The organism is Martelella sp. HB161492 (assembly GCF_013184775.1).
Lineage (GTDB): Bacteria > Pseudomonadota > Alphaproteobacteria > Rhizobiales > Rhizobiaceae > Martelella.
Map to the genome: position 1 here is coordinate 139,258 of NZ_JAATVV010000001.1, position 15,210 is coordinate 154,467.

At 61.1% G+C, this 15,210-nt stretch carries 11 protein-coding genes; 5 read left to right on the top strand and 6 right to left on the bottom strand.

The features are described 5' to 3' along the window. Positions 1–18: 18 nt before the first annotated feature. Entirely contained in the window at positions 19–1,827 is a 1,809-nt protein-coding gene (locus HCK86_RS00640; RefSeq protein ID WP_176082545.1) for a monovalent cation:proton antiporter-2 (CPA2) family protein, read from the top strand. Between the two features lie 119 nt (positions 1,828–1,946). Here the strand turns inward: HCK86_RS00640 and HCK86_RS00645 are convergent, their stop codons facing one another. Next, positions 1,947–3,221 carry an APC family permease gene (locus HCK86_RS00645; protein ID WP_176082546.1) on the bottom strand — a complete coding sequence of 425 codons (1,275 nt, stop codon included), beginning with the start codon at positions 3,219–3,221 and terminating at the stop codon, positions 1,947–1,949. Positions 3,222–3,312: 91 nt separating this feature from the next. Further along, a complete protein-coding gene (locus HCK86_RS24170) occupies positions 3,313–4,455 on the bottom strand; it encodes a diguanylate cyclase (protein ID WP_281409572.1) in 1,143 nt (380 codons plus the stop codon). A 232-nt stretch (positions 4,456–4,687) separates the two neighbouring features. On the opposite strand from HCK86_RS24170, the gene HCK86_RS00660 reads away from it, so the two are divergent. The 3 genes from HCK86_RS00660 (at position 4,688) to HCK86_RS00670 (ending at position 10,234) form a co-directional block, all read left to right on the top strand. Then, positions 4,688–6,046: an NAD(P)-dependent oxidoreductase gene (locus HCK86_RS00660; RefSeq protein ID WP_176082547.1), complete on the top strand. Its 1,359-nt coding sequence runs from the start codon at positions 4,688–4,690 to the stop codon at positions 6,044–6,046. A 14-nt stretch (positions 6,047–6,060) separates the two neighbouring features. Then, positions 6,061–7,374 (top strand): NAD-dependent dihydropyrimidine dehydrogenase subunit PreA, encoded by a 1,314-nt coding sequence (gene preA / locus HCK86_RS00665; RefSeq protein WP_176082548.1) that lies wholly within the window; start codon positions 6,061–6,063, stop codon positions 7,372–7,374. 181 nt (positions 7,375–7,555) lie between these two features. Further along, entirely contained in the window at positions 7,556–10,234 is a 2,679-nt protein-coding gene (locus tag HCK86_RS00670) for an EAL domain-containing protein (RefSeq protein WP_176082549.1), read from the top strand. Positions 10,235–10,308: 74 nt separating this feature from the next. Here the strand turns inward: HCK86_RS00670 and hutC are convergent, their stop codons facing one another. From hutC to HCK86_RS00690, 4 genes are all read right to left on the bottom strand, one after another. Then, positions 10,309–11,058 carry a histidine utilization repressor gene (hutC, locus tag HCK86_RS00675; RefSeq protein WP_176082550.1) on the bottom strand — a complete coding sequence of 250 codons (750 nt, stop codon included), beginning with the start codon at positions 11,056–11,058 and terminating at the stop codon, positions 10,309–10,311. Between the two features lie 21 nt (positions 11,059–11,079). Next, a complete protein-coding gene (locus tag HCK86_RS00680; RefSeq protein WP_176082551.1) occupies positions 11,080–11,871 on the bottom strand; it encodes an ABC transporter ATP-binding protein in 792 nt (263 codons plus the stop codon). Further along, positions 11,868–12,641 (bottom strand): ABC transporter permease, encoded by a 774-nt coding sequence (locus HCK86_RS00685; RefSeq protein ID WP_176082552.1) that lies wholly within the window; start codon positions 12,639–12,641, stop codon positions 11,868–11,870. The genes HCK86_RS00680 and HCK86_RS00685 overlap by 4 nt, the downstream gene beginning before the upstream one ends. A 68-nt stretch (positions 12,642–12,709) precedes the next feature. After that, on the bottom strand, positions 12,710–13,654 hold the full coding sequence (locus tag HCK86_RS00690) for an ABC transporter substrate-binding protein (RefSeq protein WP_176082937.1): 945 nt from the start codon (positions 13,652–13,654) through the stop codon (positions 12,710–12,712). A 206-nt stretch (positions 13,655–13,860) separates the two neighbouring features. Between HCK86_RS00690 and HCK86_RS00695 the strand changes: the two genes are divergently transcribed. Next, entirely contained in the window at positions 13,861–15,207 is a 1,347-nt protein-coding gene (locus HCK86_RS00695; protein ID WP_176082553.1) for a formimidoylglutamate deiminase, read from the top strand. Positions 15,208–15,210: the final 3 nt, after the last annotated feature.

Sequence of the window (15,210 nt, forward strand, 5' to 3'; positions counted from 1 at the left end):
TAGGGGGCTATGCGCATTATGGCGAGCGAGGCGAGCATGTTTTCCGAATTGCTCTGGATGCTGGGGGGCGCTGCCATCGCCGCCCCGATATTCAAGCGTCTCGGTCTCGGCACGGTCCTGGGCTATCTGGCCGCCGGGGTCATCATCGGTCCCATGCTCCAGCAGATCACCAATGGCGAAGAAGTCCTGAGCGTCGCCGAACTCGGCGTTGTCTTTCTCTTGTTCATGATCGGACTGGAACTGAAGCCAGCGCGACTATGGACCATGCGAAAGGATATTTTCGGCCTCGGCCTGGCACAGGTGCTGCTGACGGGTGCGATCCTGGCACCGCTGGTGATGCTGACCGGCAAGTTCGACTGGAGCGCCGCCATCATTGCCGGCTACGGTCTGGCGCTCTCCTCCACCGCCTTTGCCATGCAGATCCTTGACGATGCCGGCGACGTCAATACCCGCTACGGCCAGCGCGCCTTTTCCATGCTGCTGTTTCAGGACATCGCCATCGTGCCATTGCTGGCGCTGCTGGCCATCCTGTCCGGCGGTGCGGATGGCACATCAGGAAGTGACATGCTGGCCAATGCTGCGCTCGCGCTGATGGTCATCGCGCTGATGATCGCCGCCGGCCGCTATGTTCTGACACCGGTCTTCCAGATCATCGCCGCGACCGGCGCGCGCGAGGTGATGATTGTTGCCGCCCTGTTCATTGTCATCGGCGCGGCGACCGCCATGCATCTCGTCGGCCTTTCCATGGCCATGGGGGCGTTTCTCGCCGGTGTCATGCTGGCCGAATCGTCATACCGCCACGAGCTTGAGGCCGACATCGAGCCCTTTCGCGGCGTCATGCTGGCCATTTTCTTCATCGCCGTCGGCCTGTCTCTGGAACTTGAGGTTCTGTGGGAAAACATCCTCCTCATCATCCTGGCTGTACCGGTGCTGGTGGCGGTCAAGTCGGCAGTGATCTACCTGCTCTGTCGCCTCAGCGGCTCCTCGCATGCCGATGCGATCCGTATCGCCGCCCTTTTGCCACAGGGCGGAGAATTCGGCTTTGTCATGTTCTCGACGGCAGCGGCGGGCGGGCTGTTTTCCAATGCCACCGCCTCCCTGCTGATCACCATTGTGACGCTTTCCATGGTTGTCACGCCGCTTTGCGTGCGGCTTGCCGCAAGACTTTACCGGACGGAGACCCATCATGAGGAGATGGAGGAGGATTTTGCCGGCGCCGGCGCCGATGTGCTCATGGTCGGTTTTTCCCGCTTCGGCCAGATCGCCGCGCAGATCCTTCTGGCAAGCGGCCGCGATGTCACCATCATCGACTATTCTGCGGAACGCATCCGTCAGGCATCGGCCTTTGGCTTTCACATCTATTTCGGCGACGGGACCCGCAAGGATGTGCTGATTTCAGCCGGCATCGAAAAGGCCAAGATCGTTGCCGTCTGCACCCAGAAGCGCGAGATCACCGATCAGGTGATAGCCATGATCCAGGAAAACTTCCCCCGCGCGCATATCTATGCCCGCTCCTATGACCGGGGCCACACACTGGCTCTCAGAGCCCGCGGCGTTGAATACGAGCTGCGCGAAACCCTCGAATCCGGCCTCACCTTCGGCCGCGAGACCCTGATTGCGCTCGGAACCAGCGAGGAGGACGCCCAGGCGATTACCGACGACATTCGCAAGCGGGACGCCAAGCGGCTGGAAATTCAGGCGGTCGAGGGCATTCTGGCCGGGGCGGACATGCTGCATACCGAACCTGTGCGCCCCGAACCGCTGATGCGCCCCAAGCGGCGGCTCGCCGCCAATGATATCGATGTGACCGGCCGCGACATGGCGTGAACGGTCGCCAGCGCATCGGCGCGAAAATCGGAATCGATTTTCGAAAGGAACGATGGGTAGATTCAATAAGATCGAGCGTCCTGGTGCGTCCAAAAGGGCGCACGGCGCTCTCGCTCCGATCAGGCCGGGCGGCGGCCGTGACGCAGCACCAGAGCGCATTCAAGCACCGCAGCGACGCCATAGGCCCCCGCCAGGAACAGCAGGCCGACCGGGTCTGTCTGAAAGGTGTGCCAGACAAGGACGAGAAAGCTCGCGAAACAGAGCAGGCAACCTGCCAGCGGCACAACCGGCTTGATGGCGATCCGCCGCGACAGCCTGAAGGCCGCCAGATTGACCGCGAAAAAGATCAACAGAAATGTGGCGCTCGCAAAGAGAGAGATCTCCTCAAGCGGCGCGAAAAGGGCAAAGGCCAGTGACAGAACCGTCAGCAGAATCAGTGCCACGTAAGGGATCGGCCGGTTGCGTTCGCGCATCGAGAAAATCGCCGGCAGGGCTCTTTCGCGCGCCATGACCATGGCGAGCCGGGCGGCGCCGAAAAGCGTTGCATTGATTGCCGAAGCCGTCGACAGAAGCGCGGCAGCAGCGATCAACGTGAAACCGAACTGACCGAGCATCGGCCGCGCGGCAACAGCAAGTACATATTCCTGATCCTTCGCGATTTCCGCCGGTGTAAGATTGCCTAGCGCAACGACCGCCACAGCCACATAGATCAGTGTCGTGAGGCAGATGGCAATCACGATCGCCCGTTTCAGGTTCCGCTCGGGTGCGGCCATCTCGTCAATGGCATTCGGGATGAGCTCAAATCCCTCATAGGCGACGAAGATAAGGGCCACGGCCGAAAGCGCCGCCGGAAAACCGTGATCGAAAACCGGCGTGAAATGCGACGCCTTGATGCCCGTCGCGGCAATCACTGCAAAAAGCGCCAGAATGGCAAGCTTGATCGCGACCACGCCAAGCTCGACGCCGCCCGACAGCTTGGCGCCGACAAGATTGATCACCAGAAAGCCGGTGAGCACCACGGCCGCCAGTACGCCGGCACCGGCGGCACTTTCAGGCAGGAACGTCGCGCCATAGGCGCCGAAAGCCGAGGCGTAAAGCGCCAGCGTGCCGACATAGCCCGCAACCAGCAGCCATCCGGCGAAACCGGCAATGCCGGGGGCTGTGAAGGCCTTTTCAATATAGGTGAAACTGCCGCCGTCATTTCTGAACTCAAGCCCGAGATGGGCATAGGAGATACCGGTCAGAAGCGCGATCACGCCACCGGCCAGAAGGGCGAACGCCACGGCATGGCCGGCAACGGCGATGGCAAGACCAAGCACGGCGAAAATGCCGCCGCCGATCATCCCGCCGATCCCGATGGCCGTCACCTCGGCCAGGCTGAGTTTTTTCTGCACGCTGCAAACCTCTTTCAATGCATCAAGCAGAGATACCGGTCAGCCCGCCGCCTTTTCAAGCCTCAAGTGGAAAGCGAGCGGCCAATGCCAGTCAATGTTCGGCGATCATCCGTCGTCTTTTCGGGAAAGCAGGCAATTCCGATGGCGTGGCAGCCGCATTGCGCTCCACAAGGACAATCTGGTCGCGACCGTGCGTCTTGGCCTGATAGAGGGCACGGTCGGATAGTTCCAGCGCCGTCTCCATCGGCAGGCAGGCGTGGCTCCAGCATACCCCGATACTCGTCGTGATGGCGAGCGTATCGGTATTGTCCGAGACGGCGATTTCCGCGATGGCGCTGCGCGCCCGCTCGGCGATTTCACGCGCCTTCTCGCGCCCGGTATTGGGCAGGAAGACAGCGAATTCCTCGCCGCCGAGCCGCGCAGCCAGGTCAGTGCCCCGCAGGCTTTCGCGCAACAGTGCCGCCACAGCAACGAGCACCTGATCGCCGGCGGCATGGCCGCAGGTGTCGTTGACCTTCTTGAAATGATCAAGATCGATCAGCAGAAGCGCCGCGCCGCGCGGTGTCTGACGCAAGGCCGCAACGCGATAGGCCTCCTCAAAGGCGCGACGGTTGGAAAGCCCGGTCAACGGATCGACCGACGCCAGAACATGAAGCGCCTTTTCACGCAGGTTGCGCCGGCGCTCACGTTCGAGAAAGCCGCCAAGCACAAAAGCGCCGATAATATTGGTGATGACAAGGAAAGGAATGGCATTGGAAAACACCGGAGCCCAGTCCGAACGCGGCAGCAAAAAGCCGCAGACAAAGGAAAGGCTGATCGTCGGGCCAAGCAGCAGAAGATGTGTCCTGGTGATCTCACCGGCGCGGCTGACCACCTTGCGCCAGACAAGACCAAGGCAGGTGGCGACCAAGAGCGAGAGCACGCAGACATTCGCGGATGGCCCCTCTTCAAGATAGCGCGTCGCTGCCGCCATGGCGAAGCTGATCAGGCCGCCGATCGGCCCGGCAAAGGCACCGGCACAGCCGACAAACAGGTTGCGCGGATCGATCTGCAGCCCGTTAATGTGCATGACCGGCTGAAATGATGCCAGCGCAGCCCCCAGCCCCAGGCTGAAACCGAGGAGAACCTGTCTTGCAGAGGCAACCGTCACCGAACGCATGACAAGTGCGAAGGCTATGGCTGTCAGCGCCATCATCCCCGCAAAATTAACGATCAGAATCAGGTATTGCGACATCGTCCGGTTTTCTTTCCTCCAGAACCGCCGACGACGGTATGAGCAAGGAAGGGTGCTTCGATTTTACGTTTTGATCAAGTCTATTGGCGCGAACCGTTCACCGATGCAACCACAACAGCTGCGAAACAAGCCCATTTTGCGGGCTTTTTATGACCAGGATCAAAATTTTACCGTTTGATAAAATTTTCAAACCGGGTTAGTCTTTTCTCAGAAACAAAAAAAGGGGAACCATATGCAAGACACCGAACCCGCACGCGCGGGCGGGCGTCTGACGCCTGCCGATTACGAGCGCAATTTCTCTGATCTGCATCCGCCGTTGCAGAAGCATGAGGCAGCCGTTGAGGCTGACCGCTGCTACTTCTGCTATGATGCGCCGTGCATGACAGCCTGTCCGACGGCGATCGACATTCCGCTGTTCATCCGCCAGATTTCGACCGGCAATGCCACCGGCGCGGCGAAGACGATCCTTGACCAGAACATTCTCGGCGGCATGTGCGCCCGCGTCTGTCCCACCGAAACGCTGTGCCAGGAGGCCTGCGTGCGCAATACCGCGGAGGAAAAGCCGGTCGAGATCGGCCTGCTGCAGCGCTACGCGACCGACACGGTGATGGCCGAAGGCACACAGTTTTATGCCCGCGCAGCCGCGACCGGCAAAAAGGTCGCCGTGATCGGCGCCGGCCCGGCAGGCCTTGCCTGCGCCCACAAGCTTTCCATGGCCGGTCATGATGTCGTGATCTTCGAGGCCAAGGCCAAGGCTGGCGGCCTCAACGAATATGGCCTTGCCGCCTACAAGACCACCGGCGACTTCGCCCAGCGCGAGATTGAATATCTGCTGGAGATCGGCGGCATCGAAATCCGCAACAACATGGCACTTGGCCGCGATTTTGCCCTCGGTGACCTCAGCCGCGATTATGACGCCGTCTTCATCGGCATCGGTCTTGGCGGGGTCAACGCGCTCGGTATTCCCGGCGAAGATCTGGATGGCTGCGAGAATGCCGTCGACTTCATCGAAACGCTGCGCCAGGCCGATGACAAGGCCGCCGTCAAGGTCGGCAGCCATGTGGTTGTCCTCGGCGGCGGCATGACCGCCATCGATGCTGCCGTTCAGGCCAAGCTGCTTGGCGCGGCCGAGGTAACGCTGTGCTATCGCCGCGGCGCAGAGGCCATGGGCGCCTCGGCCTTCGAGCAGGAACTTGCCGCCGCGAAGGGCGTCTTCATCCGCCATTATCTGGCGCCGAAGGAAATCCTCGGTGAGAACGGCGCCGTTTCCGGTGTCCTGTTCGACAACACCGCCATCGAGAATGGCAAGCTGATCGTCACCGGCGACACAGGCATTATCGCTGCTGACCATGTGCTGAAGGCGATCGGCCAGACCTTTGTTGCCGATCACCTCGACGGGGTGAAACTTGAAGGCGGCCGCATTGCCGTTGACGAGGATGGCCTGACATCGCTTGCCGGCGTCTATGCCGGCGGTGACTGCATCAAGCGCGGCGAGGACCTGACTGTCACCTCCGTTGCCCAGGGCCGTGACGCGGCCATTGCCATCAACAAGATGCTTGCCAGCGAAGCACACGCAAGCGCCGTCGCCTGAAGGAGGGATGAAACATGGCTGATCTTTCCAATAATTTCGTCGGCATCAAATCGCCCAACCCCTTCTGGCTCGCCTCCGCGCCGCCAACCGACAAGGCCTATAATGTCGAGCGTGCCTTTCGCGCCGGCTGGGGCGGTGTCGTCTGGAAGACGCTCGGCGAGGAAGGCCCGCCGGTCGTCAATGTCAACGGTCCGCGTTATGGCGCGATCTGGGGCGCCGACCGCCGTCTTCTCGGCCTCAACAATATCGAGCTGATCACCGACCGCGATCTCTACACCAATCTGCGCGAGATCAAGGAGGTCAAGCAACGCTGGCCGGACCGGGCGATCGTCGTCTCGATCATGGTGCCCTGCGAGGAAGAGGCCTGGAAGGCGATCCTGCCGCTGGTGGAAGAAACCGGCGCCGACGGCATCGAGCTCAATTTCGGCTGTCCCCACGGCATGTCGGAACGCGGCATGGGCGCCGCCGTCGGCCAGGTGCCGGAATATGTCGAGATGGTGGTGCGCTGGTGCAAGCAATATACCCGCATGCCGGTGATCACCAAGCTGACGCCCAACATCACCGACATCCGCCATTCAGCCCGCGCCGCCTTCCGCGGTGGCACCGATGCGGTGTCGCTGATCAACACCATCAACTCGATCGTTTCCGTCGATCTCGATGCCATGGCCCCAGTGCCGACCGTTGGCGGCAAGGGCACGCATGGCGGCTATTGCGGCCCGGCCGTCAAGCCGATCGCGCTCAACATGGTTGCCGAAATCGCCCGCGATACGGAAACGCCGAACCTGCCGATCTCCGGGATCGGCGGTATCACCACCTGGCGCGATGCGGCGGAGTTTCTGGTGCTGGGCGCCGGCAATGTGCAGGTCTGCACCGCCGCCATGACCTATGGCTTCAAGATCGTCGAGGAGATGATCACCGGCCTGTCGAACTGGATGGACACCAAAGGCTACCGCACACTGGATGATATTTCCGGTCGCGCGGTGAAGAATGTCACCGACTGGCAGTATCTCAATCTCAATGCCATCGCCAAGGCCCGCATCGACCAGGATGCCTGCATCAAATGCGGCCGCTGCCACATTGCCTGCGAGGACACCTCGCATCAGGCAATCACGGCGATTGTCGACGGCGCGCGCCGTTTCGAGGTGAAGGAAGAAGACTGCGTCGGCTGCAATCTGTGCGTCAATGTCTGTCCCGTCGCCGACTGCATCACCATGGTGCCGCTTGAACCCGGCGAGATCGACAAGCGCACCGGCAAGGCCGTTTCCGCCGATTACGCCAACTGGACGACCCATCCGAACAACCCGATGGCCCCGAAGGCCGCCGAGTAGCACCGCATTCTGTTCCTTTTCTCTGGTAGACTTGCCCCGGTTCCGACCGGGGTTTTTTTTGGCAACGGATCCCCACGCGCGCGCCCAGCATCAAGAGTTGCAACAATTCAAAACATACCCTATTGATTGAAAATTCAGCATCTTTGTGAATACCCCACATCAGATGAACGGAAGCCTATGCATGGAGCCTGCCATCGACGAAGAGCCGAAAAAGTACAAACGATGGCAGCCGACATCGGGAGACCTTCTGGCTCTGGCGGTTGTCCTGCTCGTCGCGATTACTGTCGTCTATTTCGATCGCCTGTCGTCGCATGAATATCGCAACAATCTCCGCGTCGATGTTGCGGAAACGTCAGCCCTTGTCAGCACCCGGCTTGCCGGCCAGATCATCGCCAATGTCGCGCTCGGCCAGGGACTGGCATCAGCGATTGCGACCAACCCTGCCATTGACGAGGCAAAGTTCTCGCACCTTGCCGAAAGCATGCTCTCCAGCCCCTCGGCTGTTCTGGCTGTCGCGCTGGCGCGCAATAACCGGATCGAAATGGTCTATCCGCGGACCGGCAACGAAGCAGCCATCGGCCTGAACTACAATGACCAGCCGCAGCAGGCCGCTGCCGTGGCCCATGCCATCGATGCGGGCACACCGGTCGTCGAGGGCCCGCTGGCGCTCGTTCAGGGCGGCTCACAGCTTGTCGCCTATTACCCTCTCTTCGATGGACAGAACAGCAAGGCCTGGGGCGTGATGTCGACGATCATCGACTTTGAACGCATCCGCAATGACAACCTCGCTTTTCCGCTCAAGACACCCCTGCGGGTCAGTATCGTCCGGACAAACCCTGTCACCCAGGACCAGGAGCTCATCTTCGGCAGGCCGGAGGTCATGACGGAAAGTCCGGTGACGCAGCCGATCGAATTCGCCCAGCGCAAATGGACGCTGGGTGCGGTGCCCGCCCTTGGCTGGCAGGAACCTTTGGGCCATTCGCTTGCGCGCCGAATCCTGATCGGCTCCATCGCGGTCATTCTGGTCGGCGCGGTGTTTGGCATCGCCCTGCTGATGCGCGAGCGGCTGACCCATTTCCGCACGCTGTGGCGTCGCGAACGGCAGCTGGAACAATTGTCAAACCGGATGCAACTCGCCCTCGATGCCTCCCGCATCGGCGTCTGGGAATATGACCTCGACAGCGGCGCGGTCGTCTGGGACGAGCGCATGTATGCACTCTACGACATCAGCCCTGACGAAACGCTGAAAGATATCTCGCTCTGGAGTGACAGCGTCTATCCGGACGATGTCGAGCGGGAGCAGCGTGCCTTCGACCGTGTCGTCGAAGGCAAGAGCAGTGAATATCACTCCACGTTCCGCGTCGTCCATCGGGACGGCTCGCTGCACCATATCCGCGCCTTCGGCATCTCAAACACGCTGAAGGATGGCACCCGCAGGATGATCGGCGCCAATTGGGATGTCACCGAAGACATTCACCGCCAACAGGCTCTGCGTGCCGCCAACCGTGAGACCAAGGAGAAGAATGCGGCACTGGAACGCGCCAGCCGCGGTCTGGAATATCGCGCGCTCCATGACGGGCTCACCGATCTGGCAAACCGGAGATATCTCGAAGACCTGATATCGGCTACGCGGAGCGAGGCTGCACTGAGCGCACCGTTTCTGCTGCTCCATATCGATCTCGACAGGTTCAAGGAGGTCAATGATACGCTCGGCCATGAAGCAGGCGACCGCATCCTCCGGCACACCGCCCGCACGCTGAAATCGCTTGCCCGCGATGGCGAATTCGTCGCCCGGATCGGTGGCGATGAATTCGCCATCCTGTCGCACTGGGATGGCGATGCCGAGGCTGCTGAGCGGCGCGCGCGCTCCATTCTCGCAGCGCTGCGCCGTCCCGTCGACCTTGGTGTCCATAGCTGCCGCACCGGCGCCTGTGTCGGCATTGCCTGGAGCGATCCTGGAAGCAGCGATGTTCTGGCCAATGCGGATATCGCCCTTTACGAGGCCAAGAAAGCCGGGCGCGACCGCTACGCTCTCTTTAATGCCTCGCTGCGCAATGCCGCCGTGGAGAGCCGGCGCATCGCCGACGAAATTCTGGCGGGCCTCGACCGCAATGAATTCGTGGTGCATTACCAGCCACAGGTCAATGCACGAACCTTCACACTGGAGGGTGTCGAGGCGCTGGTGCGCTGGCATCACCCGAGCCGCGGCCTGCTGACGCCGCAGCATTTCCTCGCCGCAGCCGAAACCGTCGGCGCCATATCGCAGATCGACCGGGCGGTGATGGTGCAGGCAGCCCGGCAATATCACAGCTGGAACAGCAACGGCATCATTGTCCCCCATATCGCAGTCAACATTTCGGCCCAGAGACTGGGTGACGGCAGCATTTTCGACGGCCTCGACACGCTTGATCTGCCGCGTGGCGCGCTTTCCTTCGAGCTGGTGGAATCGATTTCGTTTGATTCCAGCGACGGCACGTTCGAGCAGGTCGTCCAGCGGCTGAAGCATTTTGGCATCGATATCGAGATCGACGATTTCGGCACCGGTTATGCCTCGATCATTTCGCTGCTGGCGCTGGCGCCGAAACGCCTCAAGATCGACCGGCAGCTCGTCACCCCGATTGTCCACGCCCAAAGCCAGCGTCAGCTGATCAGCTCTATCGTCGAGATCGGCCGGGCACTCGGGATCGAGATCATCGCCGAAGGCGTCGAAACCGTCGACCATGCCCGCATTCTCTGTGGGCTCGGCTGCGACATTTTGCAGGGCTATCTGTTCGCCGAACCGCTCTCACCGGCCGATTTCGAGCACTGGGTAACGAGCCGGAACTGGCTGGCCCTGCGCGAAACTTTGGCCGGGACCTGATGCGCCGGCAATCAATCTCCCGGTTTCTGCCATTTTGGCATCGGCACCCCGTCTCCGCCTTTCAAGGCAGCGCTTCAGCGCGCCCGCTGTGATGGCGAGAATTCGGCCACCAGCGTGTGCATGTCGCCGGGATAGGTCAGCCGGACATGGGTAATGGCGCCGGCGGCATTCCATGTGCGGCGGCTGATGACAAGGCATGGCGTACCGTTTGCAAGCTCAAGTGCCGAAGCCGCCCTGCCCTGGGCACCGATCGCACGGATCCGATGTTCGGCAGCACTCCAGGGCACCTGTTCCAGAAGCCAGGTACCTGGCGGCGTGCTGGCAAAATCAGCCTCGCGCGCCGCCGGTACGACGCCAAGATTGATCAGCCGCTCCTCATAGCAGAACAACCGCTCCCCGGCCTTGTGCAGGCTGGTGACGGACAGAACCGGTGTCGGAGCGTCGATGGACAGGCGCCTCTGATCCTCGTCGCTGGAAAGGCTTTCTGACTGCGCGAGACGGCGAAAGGAATAATGCAGCCCGAGCGCGGTCACCTCCCGGTCAAGCTGATGGATTTCCATGACTGCAGACAGCACTTCCGGCTGACAGACAAAGGAGCCGGATTTGCGCCGTCGCTCGATAAGCCCCTTTTTCGAAAGCTCGCTGAGCGCCTTGTTCACCGTCATGCGCGAACATTGATAGGTGTCCGTCAGTTCATGTTCGAAGGGAATGCGAAATCCCGGCGGCCATTCGCCCGACATGATCTTGCTCTCGACATCGTGCTGGATCCGCGCATGCAGCGGCAATGCCTCCGCTTTTCTGCCATTCTGCCCTGCGGCCGCCATATGCTCCCCTCTCCCGCCAGATCAGCCGCGCGCAACAGCAGCGATGACCTCGGCGCGGATCTCTTCGGTCAGCTTCAGTCTGAGCCGGGCAAATTCCGGGTCCGCCTTCAGCGTATAGTCGCGCGGATGGCCAAAATTGACCGGTGTGACCGAGGAAATACGCCCCGGCCGGGCCGACATTGTGACAACGCGCGAGGCCATGAAGACCGCTTCCTCGATGTCGTGGGTCACGAAGATGACCGTTTTCTTCTCCCGCTCCCAGATGCCGAGCAGAAGCTCCTGCATCAGGCCGCGGGTCTGGTTGTCCAGCGCGCCGAAAGGTTCGTCGAGCAGCAGGATTTTCGGATCATTGGCCAGTGCGCGGGCGATGGCGGTGCGCTGCTGCATGCCGCCGGAAAGTTGCTTCGGCCAGTGATCGGCAAAGCCAGACAGGCCGACGCGATCGAGATAATGATCGACGATCGTCCGGATCTCCCTGTCCTTCATCCCCTTTTCGCGCAGGCCGAAACCGACATTCTGACGGATCGTCAGCCAGGGAAACAGCGTGTAGGACTGGAACACCATGCCGCGGTCGGCGCCAGGTCCCTTGACGACGTTGCCATCCAGCAAGACGCGCCCGGTGGTGGGTTTGTCGAGGCCAGCGACAATGCGCAGGAGTGTTGATTTTCCACAGCCGGACGGACCGAGGATCGTGACGAAATCATTCTTTTCCAGCGTCAGATCAGTGGGCGCCAGCGCCTGCACCGGCTCACCGCCGCGATTGCCGGCAAAAACGCGCGACACACCTTCGATGACGAGTTCGGGCGCGCTCATGCGAACCTCCATGCGAAAAGCCTGCGGTTGATCATCTTGAAGGCAACATCGGAGATCAGGCCGATCACGCCAATGACGATAATGCCGAAAATGATCTGGCCGGTCGCCATCAGCGACTGCGAATTGATGATCATGTAGCCGATACCGGAAGATGCGCCGATCAGCTCGGCAACAATGACATAGGTCCAGGCCCAGCCGAGCACCAGACGCAGCGTTTCAGCGATATCCGGCGCGCTCGCCGGCAACAGCACCCGCCGTACCACACTGGAATGCGATGAGCCGAGCGTATAGGCCGCCTCGACCAGATCGCGCCTGGTATTGGCGACATAGACGGCGATCATCAAAATGATCTGGAACACCGAGCCGATGAAGATGACGAGCAGCTTCTGCATCTCGCCAATGCCAGCCCACAGGATCAGCAGCGGCACGAAGGCAGACGCCGGGAGATAGCGCGCGAAAGACACGAAAGGCTCGAGAAAGGCCTCGATCGGCTTATAGGCCCCCATGGCAATACCGACCGGAACGGCCACGATCGTGGCCAGCACAAAGCCGCCGACAACGCGCCAGACCGTCATGCCGATATCGCCGAGGAAATGACGCTTGGTCAAAAGCCACCAGCCATCGCTGAGCATGGTCAGCGGATCGGCCAGAAAGGTCTTCGACACAAAACCGCCGAAAGTGGCGACGCCCCATCCGGCAAAAAAGATGACGAAGAACAGGATACCGAGGGAAATCCTCAGCTTGGGATCGATAGGTTCGAGGGGTTTCATCGCGCTTCCGTTTCAAACGGCAAAGGGCGGGGGCTGACAGCAATCAGCCCCCGCCGGCATGGTCAAAATTACTGCTGGATATAGCTCGGATCGGCCAGAACCGTCAGATCCGGAATTTCCCTGATGACGCCGGCATCAAGCAGAAGCTGGGCAGCATCTTCGGAGAACTGCTTGTAAGGACCGTCGAAGAAGGCGATCGCCGCATCGCGGTCCTGCCATTCCAGATATTCAGCCGAAGCCTTGAATTCGTCTGCTGTCTGGTTCACGTCGGCACCCATGATCTCATAGGACTTGTCCGGCTCGGCAGCGATCATGTCCAGCGCCTGATAATAGGAGTTGGCCAGCGCCTTGGCAGCATCCGGATTGTCAGCCAGGAAGGCCGGCGTGCAGCCGAAGGTGTCGATAACAGCCGGATAATCAACAGTTGTCGCCATGATCTTGCCGGCATCGCCCGCATCACGAACCGAAGAGAGATAGGGCTCATAGGTCATGGCAGCGTCGTTCTGGCCAGCCAGGAACGCCTGGGCCGCCGGACCGGGCTCCAGATTGACGACCTTGACGTCATCCATGGTCATGCCGTTCTGCTTCAGCATGTAAGCGAGCAGGAAGTAAGGCGACGTGCCGGGTGCGGAGGCCGCAATGGTCTTGCCTTTCAGATCAGCAAAGGAGGAAATGTCGTTGCGGACAACAATGCCATCGGCGCCGTGCGACTGATCGAGCTGGAAGATCTGCGTCGTCGGAACACCGGCAGCAGCCCAGACGATAAAGGTCTCGGTGGTGGTGGCCGCGCACTGGATGTCGCCGGATGCCAGCGCCAGATGGCGGCTTGCCTGCGGGATCTTGACCAGCGTGACATCAAGACCGTTCTTCTCGAAGATGCCGGCTTCCTTGGCCAGCGTCAGCGGTGCAAAACCGGTCCAGCCGGAAAAGCCGATGGCAACCTTGGTATCGGCGGCATGGGCGGCGGTGGCCGCCATGAAACCGCAAAGCGAGGCTGCGGCAATCCACTTCATGTTCATATTCGAACCCCTCATTCTGTGAAATTTTATGCAGGCGGGCATTCTGCCCCTTCCATGGGCATACTAGCCATGGCCCATATATTTTGTCTAGACAAATTACAGGAAGTTTGTGCGCTGCGATGCCATCACATCATGCGTTGTCATTTGCGGTCCAAAGTCATTTTATGTATATACAAAATAAGACAATGGGGATGAGGCCGATGACACGGATCTTTGCCGAGACGATATTGACGCGAAACGGCCTGGTGAGCAATGCCCGGCTGACGGTTCGCGAGGGGCTGATTGACGCGATCGCAACGGACGTAGCGGCCGAGCCAGGCGATGAGCGGCACGGGCTGATCATTCCCGCCATACCCAACCTTCACAGCCACGCCTTCCAGCGCGCCATGGCCGGCATGACCGAGCGGCGCGGCATGACGGCCGACAGCTTCTGGAGCTGGCGCGAGCTGATGTATCGCTTTGCGTGGAAGATCCGGCCGGATGAGGTCGAAGCCATTGCGGCACAGCTCTACATGGAAATGCTGGAAGCAGGCTTCGGCCGGGTCGGAGAGTTCCATTATCTCCACAATGGCGAGGATGGCGGCCACTACGACAACATTGCCGAGATGGCGGAGCGGATTGCCGCTGCAGCGACAAAAACCGGTATCGGCCTGACGCTGCTGCCGGTTTTCTACGCCCAGTCCGGCTTTGGCGGCCTTGCCCCACATGAGGGCCAGCGCCGCTTCATCCATGACACGGAAAGCTTCGCGCGGCTGATGGCGGCGGCCCGGCAGGCGCTTTCTCCGCTTCCCACATCACGCCTGGGCGTTGCGCCCCACTCGCTGCGCGCCGTCACGCTTGAGGATCTGGGAAGGGTCGCCGCGCTCGCCGGCGATGGACCGATCCACATTCATGTCGCCGAACAGCTGAAAGAGGTCGAAGACTGTATCGCCTGGAGCGGTACGCGCCCGGTCTCGCTACTGTTTGACAATGCCGCCGTCGACGGGCGCTGGTGCCTGATCCACGCCACCCATATGAGCGCGGAAGAAACCGCCCGCTTTGCCCGCTCGGGCGCGGTCGCCGGTCTCTGCCCGGTCACGGAGGCCAATCTGGGTGACGGAACCTTTCCTGCCGCCGCCTTCCTGGCGGCGGGCGGGCGGCTTGGCGTCGGCTCTGATTCCAATGTGCTGATCGGTCTTGCCGATGAATTGCGCCAGCTGGAATATTCGGCACGCCTTGCCGAACATGCCCGCAATGTGATCGCCCCGGCCGGCGGCTCCACCGGGCGTCACCTCATCGATCTCGCCGTCGATGGTGGCGCGCGCGCCCTTGGTGCTTCCGCGGCGATCACGGAAGGCGGTGCTGCCGATTTCGTCTCTCTCGATACTGCAACGGCCCCGTGGCTTCAGGGGGATGCAGCCCTTGATGGCTTTATCTTTGCCAATGCGGTGAAGGTTGACAGCGTCTGGATCGCCGGACGGAAGCTGGTCGAAAACGGCCGTCACCGCGACCGCGATGCCATCACGGCCCGCTTCCACAAGGCCATGGCGACACTGATGGCGGCCTGAGGC

What these genes read in the sequence shown, in the direction of transcription:
- HCK86_RS00640 (WP_176082545.1), top strand. Translation starts at nt 19, where the DNA reads ATGGCGAGCGAGGCGAGCATGTTTTCCGAATTGCTCTGGATGCTGGGG.
- HCK86_RS24170 (WP_281409572.1), bottom strand. Translation starts at nt 4,455, where the DNA reads ATGTCGCAATACCTGATTCTGATCGTTAATTTTGCGGGGATGATGGCG.
- HCK86_RS00660 (WP_176082547.1), top strand. Translation starts at nt 4,688, where the DNA reads ATGCAAGACACCGAACCCGCACGCGCGGGCGGGCGTCTGACGCCTGCC.
- preA (WP_176082548.1), top strand. Translation starts at nt 6,061, where the DNA reads ATGGCTGATCTTTCCAATAATTTCGTCGGCATCAAATCGCCCAACCCC.
- HCK86_RS00670 (WP_176082549.1), top strand. Translation starts at nt 7,556, where the DNA reads ATGGAGCCTGCCATCGACGAAGAGCCGAAAAAGTACAAACGATGGCAG.
- hutC (WP_176082550.1), bottom strand. Translation starts at nt 11,058, where the DNA reads ATGGCGGCCGCAGGGCAGAATGGCAGAAAAGCGGAGGCATTGCCGCTG.
- HCK86_RS00680 (WP_176082551.1), bottom strand. Translation starts at nt 11,871, where the DNA reads ATGAGCGCGCCCGAACTCGTCATCGAAGGTGTGTCGCGCGTTTTTGCC.
- HCK86_RS00685 (WP_176082552.1), bottom strand. Translation starts at nt 12,641, where the DNA reads ATGAAACCCCTCGAACCTATCGATCCCAAGCTGAGGATTTCCCTCGGT.
- HCK86_RS00690 (WP_176082937.1), bottom strand. Translation starts at nt 13,654, where the DNA reads ATGAAGTGGATTGCCGCAGCCTCGCTTTGCGGTTTCATGGCGGCCACC.
- HCK86_RS00695 (WP_176082553.1), top strand. Translation starts at nt 13,861, where the DNA reads ATGACACGGATCTTTGCCGAGACGATATTGACGCGAAACGGCCTGGTG.